Below are 16,818 nucleotides of genomic sequence, written 5' to 3' on the forward strand. Positions count from 1 at the left end.
AAAATAAACCGTTGTAATAGCGAGAATGATGGAGAGGATACCCATAAAAATCATCACTGATAGAAGAGGATTTATTACGCCACCAAAACTTGTTACATACCCCAACCAGGAAAGATGTTCGGGACTAAGTATACGAAAAATGAACTCAGGAATTATTAGAAAAAAAATAATAACAGTCGAGATGTAAATGAATGCCTTCCGTTTTTTTCCCGCCATCCTACTTGCCCTCGTCATCAGTATTGATCAATTATGAGGCAAAAATGATACAGCATGGAGTAATAAAATGTCACAGACCTATTTTCAACTACAGATGCAGTCCAAAAGACAATTAGCAATAGACCTCACAAACTCTCTACGCAGCATCCACGGAAATCTGATATCCACAATCAACAGCGCTAAAATGGGCACACAACGCCTGATCAACTATGGTTCCTGCGTTATCCCTGATGAATACTATCGCAGCGCGTGCCGTGACATGATGCGTGAAGATGAGAGATTGCTTTTGGCTGTAGGTGAGATTTTTAATCGCCAGGACGTCACTGTCGATATGGTTTCCATTTATTTTAAGAAAACTCTTAAAATAATCGATAACAACAAAGCTAATGATCTCGTGTCATTCCTACACGAAAAACTAGGGTTTGCAGCTAACAAAGCGGCTGGCAAAGTTAGCAACATGTCACTGGCAATAACTATTGCAAAATTAATTATTAGCTCAGGTAACTTTAAGGAAACTCATATCAACATGGTTAATAAGTTTGCGTCATGGTTTATTAGTGGCGCATCAATATATGGCAATGCTCAATTAGCTGCCTCAGCAGCAAATAAGTTAAAATTCCAGGACTCCGAGTATTATAATTTACTTTATAAAGAAAATTTAGAAATGCTTTACTTCACAATTGAACCGTTCATGACAAAGATAATTTATCAAATAGAGTCAGGAGATAACAGGCCTGAAATTATAGCCGATGCTTTGTATGAGATACTGAAGAAATGAAGAAACTGATTCTATGGCTATTGCAGTCTTTTTTTTACCTTGTGCCAGTCATAGTGAGTGTGATTGGTGCTTATTTCATTGTTCGTTTCATTCCGTTTTATCCAAGGGTTTTCGTTGTACTTTGGGTTATTATTGTTGCTTACCTATATGTAAGATACAGCAAATGGGTTTAGCCCTTTTAATCAGAACAGATAGTCGGCCTTGAGCGAGGAGCGGACGTCGCTGTCTGTTCACTGAACCAATTCGGTAATTGCCAGCTCAGCAACTTCTAATGTAGTGGATGCTGTATCATTGCTGTCGAGTGACACTGTTGTTGAGAGACCGCTCCACGCAATTATCCATTTGAGTTGACGCTCTCTATCCAGACCAGACATTTCTGGTAACAAATCTCAGTCGTTGTTTAAATATACCTGGCACAGTGGACTGGTGAGCTTTCTCAAAGCTTAAATTTTTAGTTCCCTATATCACGTGGTTTTGCTTGTTGCCGGATTTCAACTCTTGAACAAACATCAGTGCTATTGCCCGTAAATTCAACACAACGCGGCAAGCAAATTTGCGAGTCAAGGCGTCGTGGCTAATTCTGATACGCGAAGGGGTTTACATAACCAGGCTGTCAGCGCGCAGGCTGTGAGAACAAGCCCCAACTGTTGTACCAGACCAGCGACTCCCAGCATTACACCTAGCAGTAAATAGTAGGTCAATCCGAATAATGCTCCGGCAGTTCCCGCTTGCTCCCGATAGTGACGTAGAGCATTGCTCAGTATATTAGGTATCGCAATCCCATAGGCGACGACAACTCCGGTAACAGGCATTAAAATCCACGGCGAATTCTGTAAGCTCCATGCGACAAGACTGGATAACAGGGCCAAACTACAAGCATGACGAACCAATTGCGCAGGTTCCAGGCCTGTGACCAGTAACTTCCGGTTCAGAAGACTTCCAGATAGCGAGGCAATCGCCAGTAGTAATCCCGTCCACCCAAATGCTCTGGCTCCCCAACCCAACTGCTCGAAAAGAAACGGTGCCAGGCTGTAATAACTGAAGATCATTGCATTGAACAGTGAAACCAGCATTGCATTTCGCCAAAGCGAACTGTCACACGCCATGCGGACAGCCAGACAGCCCATACGAGGTGTTATTGTATTTAACGGCCGTGTTTCCGGCAGCATAAAGGCAGTAAGTACCAGCAGCAATATCGCCAGCAACGACAGTGCAATAAATACCCCAATATGACCGTAAATACTCACAATCCAGCCCCCGCTCACCAAACCAAACACCGGACTGACTGCCAGTGCAGCCCCCATGATAGAAAATACGCGAGCCAGGTTCGTGGATTCATAACTGTCCCGTAACATAGTCTGCACCACGACAGATCCTGCAGCAGCACCCAGAGCTGACAACATGCGAGCCAATAACAACATATTAAAATCTGTAGCAACTATCGCCATCACGGCTCCTGACCCATAGCAGGTCAGGCCAAACATCATGGCAAGACGTCTACCAATGCGATCACTCAACCAACCCCATAGTGCTACACCAATAGCAAAGGCGACAAAGTAAACTGAAAGTGTCTGAGCGGTACGTTCACTGCTCACATTGAATGTAAGAGCAATGTTTGGTAACGCCGGGCTGTAGATCGTTTCCACGAGTTGCGGAAACATGATCAGCAGAGTTAACAACCACAGTGGCGGTCGGTTAATAGTATTCATAGCGATGCTTCAATAATGAGGGAATAGATACCATTATTGCGGAAAGGAAGTGGTCACATTACAATCATAAGGACTAAATATATAAAATATCGGACAAATGGCTAAAATTAATCCGGATCAATTTTTTGACGCAGATAGCTTCGATACCCCAGTAATCGGTATTGCAGCCGATCTGGGGCTGCATGATTCTGGTCGACACAGCCACCGTCGCCATCAATTGCTATTTTCTGCTGCGGGTTGTATCACTATTGAGCTGGAAAAAACCTTATGCCTACTTCCACCGCGTCGTGCTGCCTGGATCCCCGCAGGCACTGTTCATCGTGCCATGATGCGTGGCGTTATGGCTTACCGCTCTCTGTATTTTTCAACTACGCTACCATTTCCTGATATGCCATTACAGGTTGTAGCGGTAAATCCTCTCTTTTACGAAGTCATTGAACGGATGGCATTTTGGTCATGGGACATGCCTGCGAGTCAACAGACCAGCCTGATCACCGTATTTAGTGAAGAGCTACACACAGCGCGTAGTGAGAACTGGAGTTTACAGTTTCCCTCAGATCCGCGTCTGTGCTCATGGCTGGACAGCGTGCGCAGGGGCGAATTACCTCCACGACTGAGCCAACTGGCGCATCGAGTTGGTGCATGCGAGCGCACGATTAGTCGAATTTTTATCAGAGATACGGGGATGAATTATCAGAGCTGGCGACAACAATGGCGATTGCTGAAGGCAATGGAATTGGTTGCTGATGGAGCTAATATAAATCAAATTGCGCAGCAACTGGAATTTGTCAGCGACAGTGCATTCATCGCATTTTTCCGTCAGCATACAGGTATAACACCAAAACATTATTCAAATAAGGCGCGAACCGGAGGTGAGTAGAACACGTTCAATATTAAATAATGACTCACTTCTATTTTACATTACGTACTTTCCATCTAAACAAGACCGTTTCGTTAAGAGGTAAGTACTGTCCGATTAAAAAGCGACCTTAGCGTGGAATATTTCTGTTTTCCCGGCAGCCCCAAAGGCAACGCCCGCTCCTGGCACTTAGCAGACAGGCCAGGAGCATGACATCAGTTATGAGCGAGGAGCGGGAATAGAGAATTTGGAAGAGTGAAACCCAGAATCTGCATTTTGTTTTTATCCCGCGGCACTGCGGGTAAGCAAATTGCACGTTATTCTGTGAGTTCCATTAATTCGATCTGGAACGTTGCCGTTCGTAGGGCGAACATACGACGTCGCCGTCCGTATCAGACATGTCATACGTTTGCATGTTGGATGTTGGATGTTGGATGTTGGATGTTGGATGTTGTCAGCCGGTGCAAACCCTGCTTTTATAGCAACACAAATGGGACATGAAAACGCACAGCTGGTTTATACAGTGTACTCTGCCTGGATAAGCGCGCTTGACGGTGATCAGATTGAATTTCTGAACCAGCGTATCAGTGGATACAGTCATGCCTCCACATGCCCCCACATGCCCCCAGGGGTCAAGGCGCACTAGCTAACGTATTGAACTTCCGGTAAATTATCATGAAGAAGCTGTTTGTGCAGTTTTATCTGTTGCTGTTTGTCTGCTTTCTGGTCATGACCTTGCTGGTTGGTTTAGTTTATAAATTCACTGCCGAGCGTGCGGGCAGGCAATCGCTCGACGATTTGATGAAAAGTTCGCTGTACCTTATGCGCAGCGAACTGCGCGAAATCCCCCCCAGCGATTGGGGAAAAACCCTTAAAGAGATGGACCTCAATCTCTCGTTCGATCTGCGTGTCGAACCGCTGAATAAATACAAACTGGATAGCGTCACGACGCAGCGACTGCGGGAAGGCGACATCGTCGCGCTTGACGATCAATACACGTTTATTCAGCGTATTCCGCGCAGCCACTACGTGCTGGCCGTGGGGCCGGTGCCGTATCTCTATTTTCTGCATCAGATGCGTTTGCTGGATATGGCGTTGATGGCCTTTATCGCTATCTCCCTCGCCTTTCCGGTTTTTATCTGGATGCGGCCACACTGGCAGGAGATGTTAAGGCTGGAATCCGCAGCGCAACGCTTCGGCGAGGGACATCTCACCGAGCGGCTCCATTTTGACAATGGTTCCAGCTTCGAACGCCTCGGGATCGCCTTTAACCAAATGGCGGATAACATCAACGCCCTTATTGCCAGCAAGAAACAGCTTATCGATGGCATTGCCCACGAGCTCCGCACTCCGCTTGTACGTTTGCGCTATCGCCTGGAGATGAGCGACAACCTGAGCGAGCAAGAGTCGCTGGCGCTGAATCGCGATATTGGTCAACTGGAAGCATTGATTGAAGAATTACTGACCTATGCTCGCCTCGACCGGCCGCAAAATGAATTACAGCTCACGGTCCCCAACCTCCCCGCCTGGCTGATTGCCCATCTTGACGATGTGCAAAGCGTCAATCCTGAACGCAAAGTACATCTGAGTAACCTGGTATCAGGCGATTACGGCGCGCTGGATATGCGACTGATGGAGCGCGTACTGGATAACCTGCTTAACAATGCTTTGCGCTACTGTCATTCCACCGTGCATGTCAGTCTGCTGTTAGCGGGCAACCAGGCCACCCTGCTTGTTGAGGATGATGGCCCGGGTATCGCACCCGATGCGCGTGAACGCATCTTTGAGCCGTTTGTACGCCTCGATCCCAGCCGGGATCGCGCCACGGGCGGTTGCGGACTCGGATTAGCGATTGTTCGCTCAATCGCGCTGGCAATGGGGGGAACGGTAAGCTGTAGCGAAAGCACGTTGGGCGGCGCACAGTTCAGTTTCAACTGGCCAGTCTGGCACGACATCGCCGATTTCCCCCCTGTAAGACCTTAACCGCACGGTGGTCAGGCGTGGAATGTTGTGGTATACAATAAGTATGTTGTAACTAAAATGGTGAACATATGGCCCGTTACGATCTCGTTGAACGCCTGAATGGTACCTTTCGCCAGATAGAGCAAGAACTGGCAGACCTGACGGAAAAGCTTGAGCAGCATACCTTGCTGATTGCGCGTGTCTTTTCCCTGCCTGAAGTGACAAAAGAGGCCGAACATTCGCCGCTGGAAACCATCGACGTTAAACAGCATCTGGGAAAAGAAGCCGAAGCGCTGGCTTTGCGCCATTACCGTCACCTGTTTATCCAGCAACAGTCTGAAAACCGCAGCAGCAAAGCCGCAGTACGTCTTCCGGGGGTGCTTTGCTATCAGGTTGATCATGCCACGCAGGCGATGCTCGAAAATAGGATACAACGCATCAACCAGTTAAAAACCACGTTTGAGCATCTTGTGACGGTCGAATCCGCCCTTGCGCCCAATGCGCGTTTCGAATGGGTACACCGGCATTTACCAGGGCTTATTACGCTGAATGCTTACCGTACACTGACGGTTATTCGGGATCCGGCCACTCTGCGATTTGGCTGGGCAAACAAACATATTATCAAGAATTTGCGCCGCGATGATGTTCTGGCGCAGCTGGAGAAGAGTCTCAGTTCGCCGCGTAGCGTTTACCCATGGACCCGCGAAGAGTGGCAGACCAAACTGGAGCGCGAATATCAGGATATCGCTGCCCTGGAGCAACACGCCAGACTGAAGATTAAGCGGCCGGTGAAAGTGCAACCTATCGCCAGAGTCTGGTACAAAGGGCAACAGAAACAGGTTCAGCACGCCTGCCCGACACCGCTTATCGCGTTGATTAATACGGATAACGGCGCTGGCGTACCGGATATTGGTGAATTGTTAAACTACGATGCTGAAAATATTCAGCACCGTTTTAAACCCCAGGCACAGCCGTTACGATTGATCATCCCACGGCTGCACCTGTATGTGGCGGATTAATGGCCCGGTTTCATACTGCCGACCATCAATTCCGGGCGAACCCAGCTGTCGAACTCCGCTTCTGTAAGGTAGCCTAACGCCAGGGCTGACGCTTTCAAGGTCAGCCCTTCTTTATGCGCTTTTTTGGCGATTTCTGCGGCTTTGTCATAGCCGATATGCGTATTGAGCGCCGTCACCAGCATCAGCGATTCGTTGAGTAACTGGTTGATGCGCTCACGATTCGGCTCAATCCCCACGGCACAATGCGCGTTAAAACTCTCCATACCGTCTGCCAGCAAACGAACAGATTGCAGGAAGTTATGAATCACCATCGGACGATAGACGTTAAGCTCAAAATTCCCTGATGCCCCGCCCATATTCACTGCTACATCATTGCCCATCACCTGGCAACACAGCATAGTCAGCGCTTCACACTGGGTCGGGTTCACTTTACCCGGCATTATCGAGCTTCCAGGTTCATTTTCTGGAATTTCAATCTCGCCAATCCCACAGCGTGGGCCTGACGCCAGCCAACGTACATCGTTGGCAATTTTCATCAACGACGCCGCCAGCCCCTTTAACGCACCGTGCGCATGGACCAGCGCATCACAGGTCGCCAGCGCTTCAAATTTGTTCGGCGCAGTAACAAAGGGCGCGCCGCTACTTACCGCCAGTTCATCCGCCACCCGGCGGGCATACTCCGGATGGGTATTCAACCCGGTTCCGACGGCCGTTCCGCCCAGCGCCAGTTCCGCGACGTGCGGCAAACTATGCTCAATATGGTTGAGATTGTGTTCCAGCATCGCCACCCACCCCGAGATCTCCTGGCCGAGCGTCAGCGGTGTCGCATCCTGCAGGTGTGTACGACCAATTTTGACAATATCCGCAAAGGCGTGGGATTTTTCGGTGAGCGTTTTGGTCAACACCTTCAACTGTGGGATCAACTGATTGCGCAGCGCCAGCAGCGCAGCGACATGCATCGCCGTCGGGAAGACATCGTTTGAACTCTGGCTCTTATTGACGTCATCATTCGGATGCACTTTGCGTTCCATGCCGCGAACGCCGCCCAGCAGTTCGCTGGCGCGGTTTGCCAGCACCTCGTTCATGTTCATATTGCTCTGGGTTCCCGACCCGGTCTGCCAGATAGCCAGTGGGAACTCATCAGTATGTTTGTCAGCCAGCACTTCATCTGCCGCCTGCCTGATAGCAGAGGCTTTATCTGCCGACAGTAAGCCTAAATCTTCGTTGACCTTTGCCGCTGCGCGCTTGGTCAGCGCCAGCGCGTGGATCAGTGAGACGGGCATTTTCTCCGTAGAAATACGAAAATGCTCCAGCGAACGCTGGGTTTGCGCGCCCCACAGCTTATCTGCCGGGACATCAATCGCGCCCATCGAATCTTTCTCGCGGCGTACCGTTACCATGACCTGCTCCTTATACAATCATTTGATTAGGTTATGTTTCGACATGGCCCACTTGCTTGCGGTCTTAATAAGTATCAACGAAATCAGTACCGCCATTTGGTGGTTTGTGCGGTAAAAAAAACCGCCCCGAAGGGCGGCTGACGTTACTTAACGCAGCGTGCGCACTGCGACGTCTGAATCTGTTGGAAGAAATCGTTGCCCTTATCATCGACAAGAATAAAGGCCGGGAAATCTTCGACTTCAATTTTCCAGATAGCTTCCATCCCCAGTTCAGGATATTCCACACACTCCAGACTCTTGATACTGCCCTGAGCCAGTACCGCCGCCGGACCGCCAATGCTGCCAAGATAGAAACCACCGTGCTTATGACAGGCATCGGTAACCTGTTGGCTGCGGTTACCTTTCGCCAGCATGATCATACTGCCACCAGCCGACTGGAGCTGATCCACATAGGAATCCATACGTCCTGCTGTGGTTGGGCCAAGCGAACCAGAGGCATACCCTTCAGGTGTTTTCGCCGGGCCTGCGTAGTAGATAGGATGGTCTTTCACGTACTGTGGCAAACCTTCACCGTTATCCAGACGCTCTTTCAACTTCGCGTGAGCAATATCGCGCCCCACAATAATGGTGCCGTTCAGCGACAAACGCGTCGACACCGGATACTGAGACAGTTGCTCAAGGATCGCTTTCATCGGGCGATTAAGGTCGATCCGAACCGCCTCACCTTCACCGGCCTGACGTAACGCTTCCGGGATGTATTTCCCCGGGTTGTGCTCGAGTTTCTCTACCCAGATACCTTTACGGTTGATCTTCGCCTTGATATTGCGGTCCGCAGAACAGGAGACGCCCATTCCCACCGGACATGACGCGCCGTGACGCGGCAGACGAATCACCCGGATGTCGTGTGCAAAATACTTCCCGCCAAACTGGGCGCCCAGTCCAAGATTTTGCGCTTCAATCAGCAGCTCTTTTTCCAGTTCGACATCACGAAACGCCTGGCCGTGCTCGTTCCCTTCGGTTGGCAGTTCGTCATAGTATTTTGCCGACGCCAGTTTGACGGTCTTCAGCGTCGCTTCCGCCGAGGTGCCGCCAATCACAAAGGCGATGTGGTACGGAGGGCAAGCCGCCGTCCCCAGCGTGCGCATCTTATCGACCAGATAATTTTTCAATTTTCCGGGTGATAACAGCGCTTTGGTTTCCTGATACAGATAGGTTTTGTTCGCCGACCCGCCGCCTTTGGCGATACACAGGAATTTATATTCGTCGCCATCGACGCTGTAGAGATCAATCTGCGCAGGCAGGTTGGTGCCGGTATTGACCTCTTTGTACATATCCAGCGCGGCGTTTTGCGAATAGCGCAGGTTGTCTTCGATGTAGGTGTTATAGACACCGCGGGCAAGCGCGGCTTCATCACCACCGCCAGTCCAGACACGTTGACCTTTTTTACCAACGATAATCGCCGTGCCGGTATCCTGGCAGGTTGGCAAGATACCTTTCGCAGCGATGTCGGAGTTACGCAAGAATTGCAGTGCGACATACTTATCGTTTTCGCTGGCATCCGGGTCATGCAGAATATCGGCCACCTGTTGCTGGTGCGCAGGACGCAGCATAAAAGAGGCATCATGGAATGCCTGTCGGGCAACGAGGGTTAAGGCTTCCGGGTCAACCTTGAGCACTTCCTGCCCGGCAAACTCGGCAACGGAAACATGCTCACTGGTCAGTAGATAATATTCGGTGTCATCCTTTTGGAGGGGAAAAGGATCCTGATAATGGAAGGGTTTGTTTGACATTGTACTCTCACTTACAGCTCGGTCTGTTTATACTCTGGGCAGATTTTCCAAAGCCCTGCTAAAAAGCAATTCACCTATCCTACACATTTTTTTAACAAAAACTGAGACAAGGACGACTTTTTACGTGCAGAGGTTACTTCCACTGGGTTTCTTGCTTTAATACACGCATTAATTTCCACATTGAAACAAGGCTTGATAATGCAAAAACTCATCAACTCAGTGCAAAACTATGCCTGGGGAAGTAAAACTGCGTTAACAGAACTCTATGGGATCGCCAATCCGTCTCAGCAGCCGATGGCTGAACTCTGGATGGGGGCGCACCCGAAAAGCAGCTCAAAAGTTCAGGATGCTCACGGTCAGACCGTCTCATTGCGCGACGTGATCGACAGTAACAAATCTGCGCTGCTTGGCGATGCGGTCGCTAACCGTTTTGGTGAGCTGCCGTTCCTGTTTAAAGTGCTGTGCGCTGCGCAACCGCTCTCCATTCAGGTACACCCCAACAAACACAATTCTGAAATCGGATTTGCGAAAGAGAATGCAGCGGGTATCCCGATGGATGCCGCAGAACGCAACTATAAAGATCCGAACCACAAACCTGAGCTGGTTTTCGCCCTGACACCATTTTTGGCGATGAATGCGTTTCGCGAGTTTTCCGAGATTGTTTCTCTGCTACAGCCGGTTTCCGGCGCACACCCGGCCATTGCGCACTTCCTGCAAGCCCCCAACGCGGAACGTCTGAGTCAACTCTTTGCCAGCCTGCTCAATATGAAGGGTGAAGAGAAATCCCGCGCGCTGGCGGTGTTAAAAGCTGCACTGAACAGTCAACAAGGCGAACCGTGGCAGACTATCCGTGTTATTTCTGAGTTCTACCCGGATGACAGTGGCCTCTTTTCACCGCTGCTGCTGAATGTGGTCAAACTGAATCCTGGCGAGGCCATGTTCCTGTTTGCCGAAACGCCGCATGCGTACCTGCAGGGCGTGGCGTTAGAAGTCATGGCGAACTCCGACAACGTGCTGCGTGCCGGATTAACGCCAAAATACATTGATATCCCGGAACTTGTCGCCAACGTTCAGTTTGTGGCAAAACCCGCGTCGCAACTGCTGACCACCCCGGTCAAAAACGGTGCGGAGCTGGACTTCCCTATCCCGGTGGATGATTTTGCGTTTTCCCTGCATGACCTGTCGGCGCAGGAAACGGCTATCGCCCAGCAAAGCGCGGCCATTCTGTTCTGCGTTGAAGGTGAAGCGGTACTGAGCAAAGGCGAAGAGCGGTTGGTCCTTAAGCCAGGAGAATCGGCATTTATTGGCGCACAAGAGTCTCCGGTTTCTGCCAGCGGCGTGGGCCGATTAGCCAGGGTTTATAACAAGCTTTAGCAACATACTGAATTTTTTAACAACTCTTGCTAAGCTAGTAAGTGGCTTATAACTTATCCAGGCGGATTCTCCCGCCTGGTTTCATTTTATGGATAATCGATATGAAAAAATCGCTGGTAGCTGCGGGAGTCATCGTTGCACTTGGCATCGTCTGGACGGGTGGCGCCTGGTACACAGGGAAGAAACTGGAAACGCATCTTTCCGAGATGATTTCTGAGGCTAATACCCAACTTAAACTGAATTCACCGGAAGCGAACATAGAACTCAGTTATCAGAACTACCAGCGCGGCGTATTTAGCAGCCAGTTGCAGTTGGTGGTAAAACCCATCGCAGGTAAAGAAAGTCCATGGATGAAACCAGACCAAAGTCTGGTGGTGAATGAAGCGGTAGATCACGGTCCCTTCCCGTTCGCCCAGTTGAAGACGCTGAATCTTGTCCCTTCAATGGCGTCAGTCAAAACCACCCTGGTGAACAATGCGTTTAGTAAGCCGTTGTTTGATTTTGCCAAAGGTGAGTCACCGTTCGAAATTAACTCCCGTATCGCCTACAGCGGCGACACGCGCTCCAATATCGCCATCAAGCCATTGAGCTACGAAAATGAAGGCGAGAAAGTGGCATTCAGCGGGGGTGATTTCCAGCTCGATGCAGACAAAGACGGGAGCATCCTTTCTCTGACGGGTGAAGCGCAAAGCGGACTGGTTGATGCCGTCAATGAATATAACCAGAAAGTACAAATCACCTTTAATAACCTGAAAACCGACGGTGCCAGTAGCGTCGCCAGTTTTGGCGGGCGCATAGGTAACCAGCAGCTGTCGGTAGAAAAACTGGCAATCTCAGTCGAAGGCAAAGAGATGTCGGTACTGGAAGGGATGAACATCAGCGGGAAATCCGAACTGACGCCTGATGGCAAAACCATCAACAGCCAACTGGATTACGCGCTTAAGAGTCTTAAAGTTCAGGGGCAGGATTTGGGTAGCGGTCAACTAACCTTGAAAGCGGGCCAGATTAATGCTGAAGCCTGGCATCAGTTTAGTAAGCAGTATAACGCGCAAACACAAGCGCTGATGGCACAGCCGGACGTGGTGCAAGATCCTGACCTTTATCAGGAAAAAGTGACTGAAGCGTTTTTCACCGCCCTGCCGCTGCTGTTGAAAGGCGAACCGGTGATCACTGTTGCGCCATTGAGCTGGAAAAATGCCAAAGGTGAAACAGCACTTAATTTATCTCTTTTCCTGAAAGATCCGACAACCTCAACCGTTGAGCCGCAATCCCTGTCGCAGGAGCTGGACCGCTCGGTTAAATCCCTCGAGGGTAAGCTGACGATCCCGGTGGATATGGCCGTTGAGTTCATGACGCAGGTCGCGAAGCTTGAAGGTTATCAACCGGAAGAAGCAGCCAGTATGGCGAATCAACAGGTAAAAGGTCTCGCTGCGATGGGACAAATGTTCCGTATCACGACGATGCAGGATAATGCCATTGCCACCAGCCTGCAGTACGCGAACGGTCAGGTAACACTTAACGGGCAAAAAATGCCGTTAGATGAGTTCGTGGGGATGTTTGGCATGCCGACGCTCCCTGTTCCACAAGCGCCTGCCGTACCTCAGCCGTAATTTTTCAACACGCAGTCTGCCCGATGACATTACGCTCATCGGGCAATTCCCTTCGCGATGGGTTCAGCCGTTGCGCCAGAACGTTACTTCTGAGTGATAAGTCGGGCCGAAATGGTCTGGCTACGCGACACGCTCTCTTCGTGACCGATCTTCTGCAGGATGCGTTCCGCCAGGGTATACCCTATCTCACGGGCGGGGGTACTGGCCCAGACAATGGGCAAATCATCCAGCGCATGTTCCGCAACATCGGCAAACGCCGCCAACGAAATTTGCTGATCAAAATAGCGATCCACGCCGCTTTCGCCACTTTGACGACCTGCCCGCATCAACCCAAACCACGCGCCCATCGCGATAGTTTCGTTGTAGCAGACCACCGCGCTAATGGTCGGGTTGTGTCGCAGTAATGCGGTGATTGCTTCGGCTGCCTGCTTCTGGCTGGAAACACATTCCAGTACCCAGTCGCTGTGAAACGGCAAACCGAATTTCAGGAGGGTTGCGCAATAGCCGCCAACGCGCTCAGCCCGGGTCAGCGATGAACTTTGCCCCCCGAGCCATGCAATGCGTTGATGTCCGTGGCGAATGAGATGCTCGGTCAGCAACTGCGCCGCCTGCATGTTATCCGGGCGGACCGTATCCACTTCATCAAGGTAACTGGCACGTGAAGCAAACACCACCGGGATCCCTTTTTCCTCTGCCAGTTGTCGCAAGGTATCGCTGCTGCCTGCCGCACCGGCAATCACCACACCATCGACGCCCTGATTGAGCAACATAGAAAAGCGTTGCGTTAGTTGTTCGCCGTCCTGGCCGCCGTGAAGGAGAAAAACCATCCGCCCCTGCGACTCCAGCGCTTCCGTCAGCCCGGCGGTCAGTTCTGCATAAAAAGAGGCCGACAGGTCACGCACAATCAATCCAATGACGCCACTCTGCCCGCCGCGCAGCGCCGAAGCCTGACGATTGCGAACAAACCCGAGCTGTTCAATCGCCGCATTCACCCGTTCGCCGGTGGCCGACGAAATGCGGCCTTTACCGCTAAGTACTAATGAAACGGTACTGACAGAGACACCCGCAGCCAACGCAACATCATGGATAGTAATTTTTTTGGCTATGGCCATGAAAACTGAAAACTCCCCGAAAACGTGACCTACCCGTGCCTTGACCGGATAGAGATAAAACGTTTTATCAATTACTTATATTTATACGCTTTATTATCATTCGGTAATGTGATTTATGCCGCACTAAAATTAGGTAAAACGTTTTATCTTCTCGTCCCACAAACCTAAAACAGAGCCTTCTTTTCACAAGGAATCGTTAGATGACGACGAGAACAACGCCAAAAATAACCTTATGGGAGTTTTTTCAGCAGCTGGGGAAAACGTTTATGTTGCCCGTGGCCCTGCTCTCTTTCTGCGGGATCATGCTGGGCATCGGTAGCTCGCTGAGCAGCCATGACGTTATCACGCTGATCCCGGCGTTGGGGAATCCTGTGCTACAGGCCCTGTTTACCTGGATGAGTAAAGTCGGCTCCTTTGCGTTCAGTTTCCTGCCGGTGATGTTCTGTATCGCCATCCCGCTCGGACTGGCGCGTGAAAACAAAGGCGTTGCCGCCTTTGCGGGATTCGTCGGCTATGCCGTGATGAACCTTGCCGTGAACTTCTGGTTAACCGCGAAAGGGATCCTTCCGACCACCGACGCCGCGATTCTGAAAGCCAACAACGTACAGAATATTCTGGGGATCCAGTCGATCGACACCGGGATCCTCGGCGCGGTTATCGCAGGGATTATCGTCTGGATGCTGCATGAGCGTTTTCATAACATCCGTCTGCCGGACGCGCTGGCCTTCTTTGGCGGCACCCGTTTCGTACCGATCATCTCTTCCGTAGTGATGGGACTTGTCGGCCTGGTTATCCCGCTGGTATGGCCTGTCTTCGCGATGGGTATCAGCGGACTGGGACACATCATTAACAGTGCCGGTGATTTCGGTCCGATGATTTTTGGTACCGGTGAACGCCTGTTGCTGCCGTTTGGTCTGCACCATATTCTGGTGGCCTTGATTCGCTTCACCGAAGCGGGCGGCACGCAGGACGTTTGCGGTCATAGCGTCAGTGGCGCATTGACCATTTTCCAGGCACAGCTGAGCTGCCCGACCACCCACGGTTTCTCTGAAAGCGCTACCCGCTTCCTGTCTCAGGGGAAAATGCCGGCTTTCCTCGGCGGTCTGCCGGGCGCGGCACTGGCCATGTATCACTGCGCCCGCCCAGAAAATCGTCACAAAATTAAAGGGCTGCTGATTTCCGGTCTGATCGCCTGTGTTGTCGGCGGAACGACAGAACCGCTGGAATTCCTGTTCCTGTTTGTCGCTCCCGTGTTGTATGTGATTCATGCCCTGCTGACTGGCCTTGGCTTCACCGTCATGGCGATTTTGGGCGTCACTATCGGTAACACTGACGGCAACATCATCGACTTTGTGGTATTCGGTATTCTGCATGGCCTCTCGACGAAGTGGTATCTGGTGCCGGTGGTGGCCGCCGTCTGGTTTGCGGTCTACTACGTGATTTTCCGCTTCGCCATTACCCGCTTTAATCTGAAGACGCCGGGTCGCGATACGGAAATTGCCAGCAATATTGAGAAAGTGGTGGCTGGTGCGCCAGGAAAATCCGGCTATAACGTTCCGGCCATCCTCGCTGCGCTGGGTGGCAGCGACAATATCGTCAACCTGGATAACTGCATTACACGCTTACGTTTGTCGGTTAAGGACATGTCGCTGGTGAATGTGCAGGCGCTGAAAGACAATCGTGCCATCGGCGTGGTACAGCTGAACCAGCACAATTTACAGGTGGTCATTGGCCCGCAGGTACAGTCTGTGAAAGACGAAATGGCCAGTCTGATGAACACCGTTCAGGCATAAGGATAGCGATATGTTCGATTTTTCGAAGGTTGTCGACAGGCACGGAACCTGGTGTACGCAGTGGGATTATGTCGCCGACCGTTTTGGTTGCGCCGATCTGCTGCCATTTACCATCTCGGATATGGATTTCGCCACTGCCCCCTGCATTCTTGAGGCGCTGAATCAGCGCCTGACGCACGGTGTTCTGGGGTACAGTCGTTGGAAAAACGAGGAATTTTTAGGCGCCATCAGCCACTGGTTTTTGACGCGTCACCACACCCCGATTGACCCTCAATCGGTGGTGTACGGTCCCTCCGTTATCTATATGGTGTCTGAGTTGATCCGCCAATGGTCCAATGTGGGCGAAGGCGTGGTCATCCATACCCCGGCTTATGATGCCTTTTATAAAGCCATTGAGGGGAACCAACGCACTGTTCTGCCCGTTGCACTGGAAAAACGTGGAAACGACTGGTTCTGCGACATGACAAAGCTCGAGGCCGTACTCGCTCGCCCTGAGTGCAAGATCCTGCTGCTATGCAGTCCACAGAATCCCACCGGCAAAGTCTGGACTCGTGATGAACTGGAGACCATGGCTGAACTTTGTCATCGTCACGGCGTCCGGGTTATTTCTGATGAGATTCATATGGATATGGTTTGGGGAGAGCAACCTCACATCCCCTGGAGCAACGTGGCGCGCGGTCACTGGGCGCTGCTGACCTCCGGATCCAAGAGTTTCAATATCCCGGCATTAACCGGGGCATACGGGCTTATCGAAGATGAAAGCAGTCGGGAACGCTACCTGAGCGCCCTGAAAGGTCGCGATGGTTTGTCTTCACCGGCAGTGCTGGCGCTCACCGCGCACATTGCCGCCTATCAGGACGGCGCGGAGTGGCTGGATGCGCTACGCGGCTACCTGAGAGATAATCTGGACTTTATCGCGCAGTCACTGAATACTGCATTTCCGGAGCTGAACTGGCAGGCGCCACAATCCACCTATCTGGCGTGGATCGATCTTCGTCCGTTAAACATTGATGATAAGGTATTACAGGATGCGCTGATTTATCAGGAAAAAGTCGCCATTATGCCCGGCTATACTTACGGTCAGGAAGGCCGGGGATTTGTGCGACTGAATGCCGGTTGTCCCCGCGCGAAACTTGAAAAAGGCGTTACCGGTTTAATCAACGCTATCCGGGCCGTACGCTAACTCTGGTTGCGCA

General features: G+C 51.1%; 12 protein-coding genes and 1 pseudogene. 9 read left to right on the forward strand and 4 right to left on the reverse strand.

Annotated elements, in window-relative coordinates; genetic code table 11:
* Positions 1–283: 283 nt before the first annotated feature.
* Entirely contained in the window at positions 284–994 is a 711-nt protein-coding gene (locus JM656_RS11545) for a hypothetical protein (RefSeq protein ID WP_203357917.1), read from the forward strand.
* Positions 995–1,554: 560 nt separating this feature from the next.
* Here JM656_RS11545 and JM656_RS11550 read toward each other — a convergent pair.
* Complete coding sequence (locus JM656_RS11550; protein WP_203357918.1) at positions 1,555–2,703, reverse strand: multidrug effflux MFS transporter; 1,149 nt, start codon at positions 2,701–2,703, stop codon at positions 1,555–1,557.
* A gap of 97 nt (positions 2,704–2,800) precedes the next feature.
* Between JM656_RS11550 and JM656_RS11555 the strand changes: the two genes are divergently transcribed.
* The 4 genes and pseudogenes from JM656_RS11555 (at position 2,801) to tus (ending at position 6,543) form a co-directional block, all read left to right on the forward strand.
* Complete coding sequence (locus JM656_RS11555) at positions 2,801–3,583, forward strand: helix-turn-helix transcriptional regulator (RefSeq protein WP_203357919.1); 783 nt, start codon at positions 2,801–2,803, stop codon at positions 3,581–3,583.
* Positions 3,584–3,813: 230 nt separating this feature from the next.
* Positions 3,814–4,208: pseudogene (locus tag JM656_RS22310) on the forward strand (hypothetical protein); the annotation flags it as partial.
* Positions 4,209–4,237: 29 nt separating this feature from the next.
* A complete protein-coding gene (gene rstB, locus JM656_RS11560; RefSeq protein WP_203357920.1) occupies positions 4,238–5,545 on the forward strand; it encodes a two-component system sensor histidine kinase RstB in 1,308 nt (435 codons plus the stop codon).
* A 68-nt stretch (positions 5,546–5,613) separates the two neighbouring features.
* The gene (gene tus / locus JM656_RS11565) at positions 5,614–6,543 is read left to right on the forward strand and encodes a DNA replication terminus site-binding protein (RefSeq protein ID WP_203357921.1); all 930 of its coding nucleotides are present in this window, start codon (positions 5,614–5,616) and stop codon (positions 6,541–6,543) included.
* Here the strand turns inward: tus and fumC are convergent.
* Both fumC and fumB read right to left on the reverse strand, forming a co-directional pair.
* Positions 6,540–7,943 carry a class II fumarate hydratase gene (gene fumC / locus JM656_RS11570; RefSeq protein WP_203357922.1) on the reverse strand — a complete coding sequence of 468 codons (1,404 nt, stop codon included), beginning with the start codon at positions 7,941–7,943 and terminating at the stop codon, positions 6,540–6,542. The two genes, tus and fumC, sit on opposite strands and share 4 nt — an antisense overlap.
* 143 nt (positions 7,944–8,086) lie before the next feature.
* Entirely contained in the window at positions 8,087–9,733 is a 1,647-nt protein-coding gene (gene fumB, locus JM656_RS11575; RefSeq protein ID WP_203357923.1) for a class I fumarate hydratase, read from the reverse strand.
* 198 nt (positions 9,734–9,931) lie between these two features.
* Here fumB and manA point away from each other — a divergent pair, with 198 nt between their 5' ends.
* Together manA and JM656_RS11585 are read left to right on the forward strand one after the other, a co-directional pair.
* Positions 9,932–11,107 carry a mannose-6-phosphate isomerase gene (manA, locus tag JM656_RS11580; RefSeq protein WP_203357924.1) on the forward strand — a complete coding sequence of 392 codons (1,176 nt, stop codon included), beginning with the start codon at positions 9,932–9,934 and terminating at the stop codon, positions 11,105–11,107.
* Between the two features lie 101 nt (positions 11,108–11,208).
* Positions 11,209–12,717: a YdgA family protein gene (locus JM656_RS11585; protein ID WP_203357925.1), complete on the forward strand. Its 1,509-nt coding sequence runs from the start codon at positions 11,209–11,211 to the stop codon at positions 12,715–12,717.
* A gap of 83 nt (positions 12,718–12,800) precedes the next feature.
* Here the strand turns inward: JM656_RS11585 and JM656_RS11590 are convergent, their stop codons facing one another.
* Positions 12,801–13,829 (reverse strand): Mal regulon transcriptional regulator MalI, encoded by a 1,029-nt coding sequence (locus JM656_RS11590; RefSeq protein WP_203357926.1) that lies wholly within the window; start codon positions 13,827–13,829, stop codon positions 12,801–12,803.
* 200 nt (positions 13,830–14,029) lie between these two features.
* Here JM656_RS11590 and malX point away from each other — a divergent pair, with 200 nt between their 5' ends.
* Together malX and JM656_RS11600 are read left to right on the forward strand one after the other, a co-directional pair.
* Complete coding sequence (gene malX, locus JM656_RS11595) at positions 14,030–15,622, forward strand: maltose/glucose-specific PTS transporter subunit IIBC (protein WP_203357927.1); 1,593 nt, start codon at positions 14,030–14,032, stop codon at positions 15,620–15,622.
* A 10-nt stretch (positions 15,623–15,632) separates the two neighbouring features.
* Positions 15,633–16,805 (forward strand): MalY/PatB family protein, encoded by a 1,173-nt coding sequence (locus JM656_RS11600; RefSeq protein ID WP_203357928.1) that lies wholly within the window; start codon positions 15,633–15,635, stop codon positions 16,803–16,805.
* The last annotated feature ends 13 nt before the right edge of the window (positions 16,806–16,818 follow it).

Source organism: Citrobacter sp. R56 (assembly GCF_016811995.1).
GTDB classification, from domain to species: Bacteria; Pseudomonadota; Gammaproteobacteria; order Enterobacterales; family Enterobacteriaceae; genus Citrobacter_D; species Citrobacter_D enshiensis.

Coding starts and splice junctions, on each gene's coding strand:
- JM656_RS11545 (WP_203357917.1), top strand. CDS start 284: ATGTCACAGACCTATTTTCAACTACAGATGCAGTCCAAAAGACAATTA.
- JM656_RS11550 (WP_203357918.1), bottom strand. CDS start 2,703: ATGAATACTATTAACCGACCGCCACTGTGGTTGTTAACTCTGCTGATC.
- JM656_RS11555 (WP_203357919.1), top strand. CDS start 2,801: ATGGCTAAAATTAATCCGGATCAATTTTTTGACGCAGATAGCTTCGAT.
- rstB (WP_203357920.1), top strand. CDS start 4,238: ATGAAGAAGCTGTTTGTGCAGTTTTATCTGTTGCTGTTTGTCTGCTTT.
- tus (WP_203357921.1), top strand. CDS start 5,614: ATGGCCCGTTACGATCTCGTTGAACGCCTGAATGGTACCTTTCGCCAG.
- fumC (WP_203357922.1), bottom strand. CDS start 7,943: ATGGTAACGGTACGCCGCGAGAAAGATTCGATGGGCGCGATTGATGTC.
- fumB (WP_203357923.1), bottom strand. CDS start 9,733: ATGTCAAACAAACCCTTCCATTATCAGGATCCTTTTCCCCTCCAAAAG.
- manA (WP_203357924.1), top strand. CDS start 9,932: ATGCAAAAACTCATCAACTCAGTGCAAAACTATGCCTGGGGAAGTAAA.
- JM656_RS11585 (WP_203357925.1), top strand. CDS start 11,209: ATGAAAAAATCGCTGGTAGCTGCGGGAGTCATCGTTGCACTTGGCATC.
- JM656_RS11590 (WP_203357926.1), bottom strand. CDS start 13,829: ATGGCCATAGCCAAAAAAATTACTATCCATGATGTTGCGTTGGCTGCG.
- malX (WP_203357927.1), top strand. CDS start 14,030: ATGACGACGAGAACAACGCCAAAAATAACCTTATGGGAGTTTTTTCAG.
- JM656_RS11600 (WP_203357928.1), top strand. CDS start 15,633: ATGTTCGATTTTTCGAAGGTTGTCGACAGGCACGGAACCTGGTGTACG.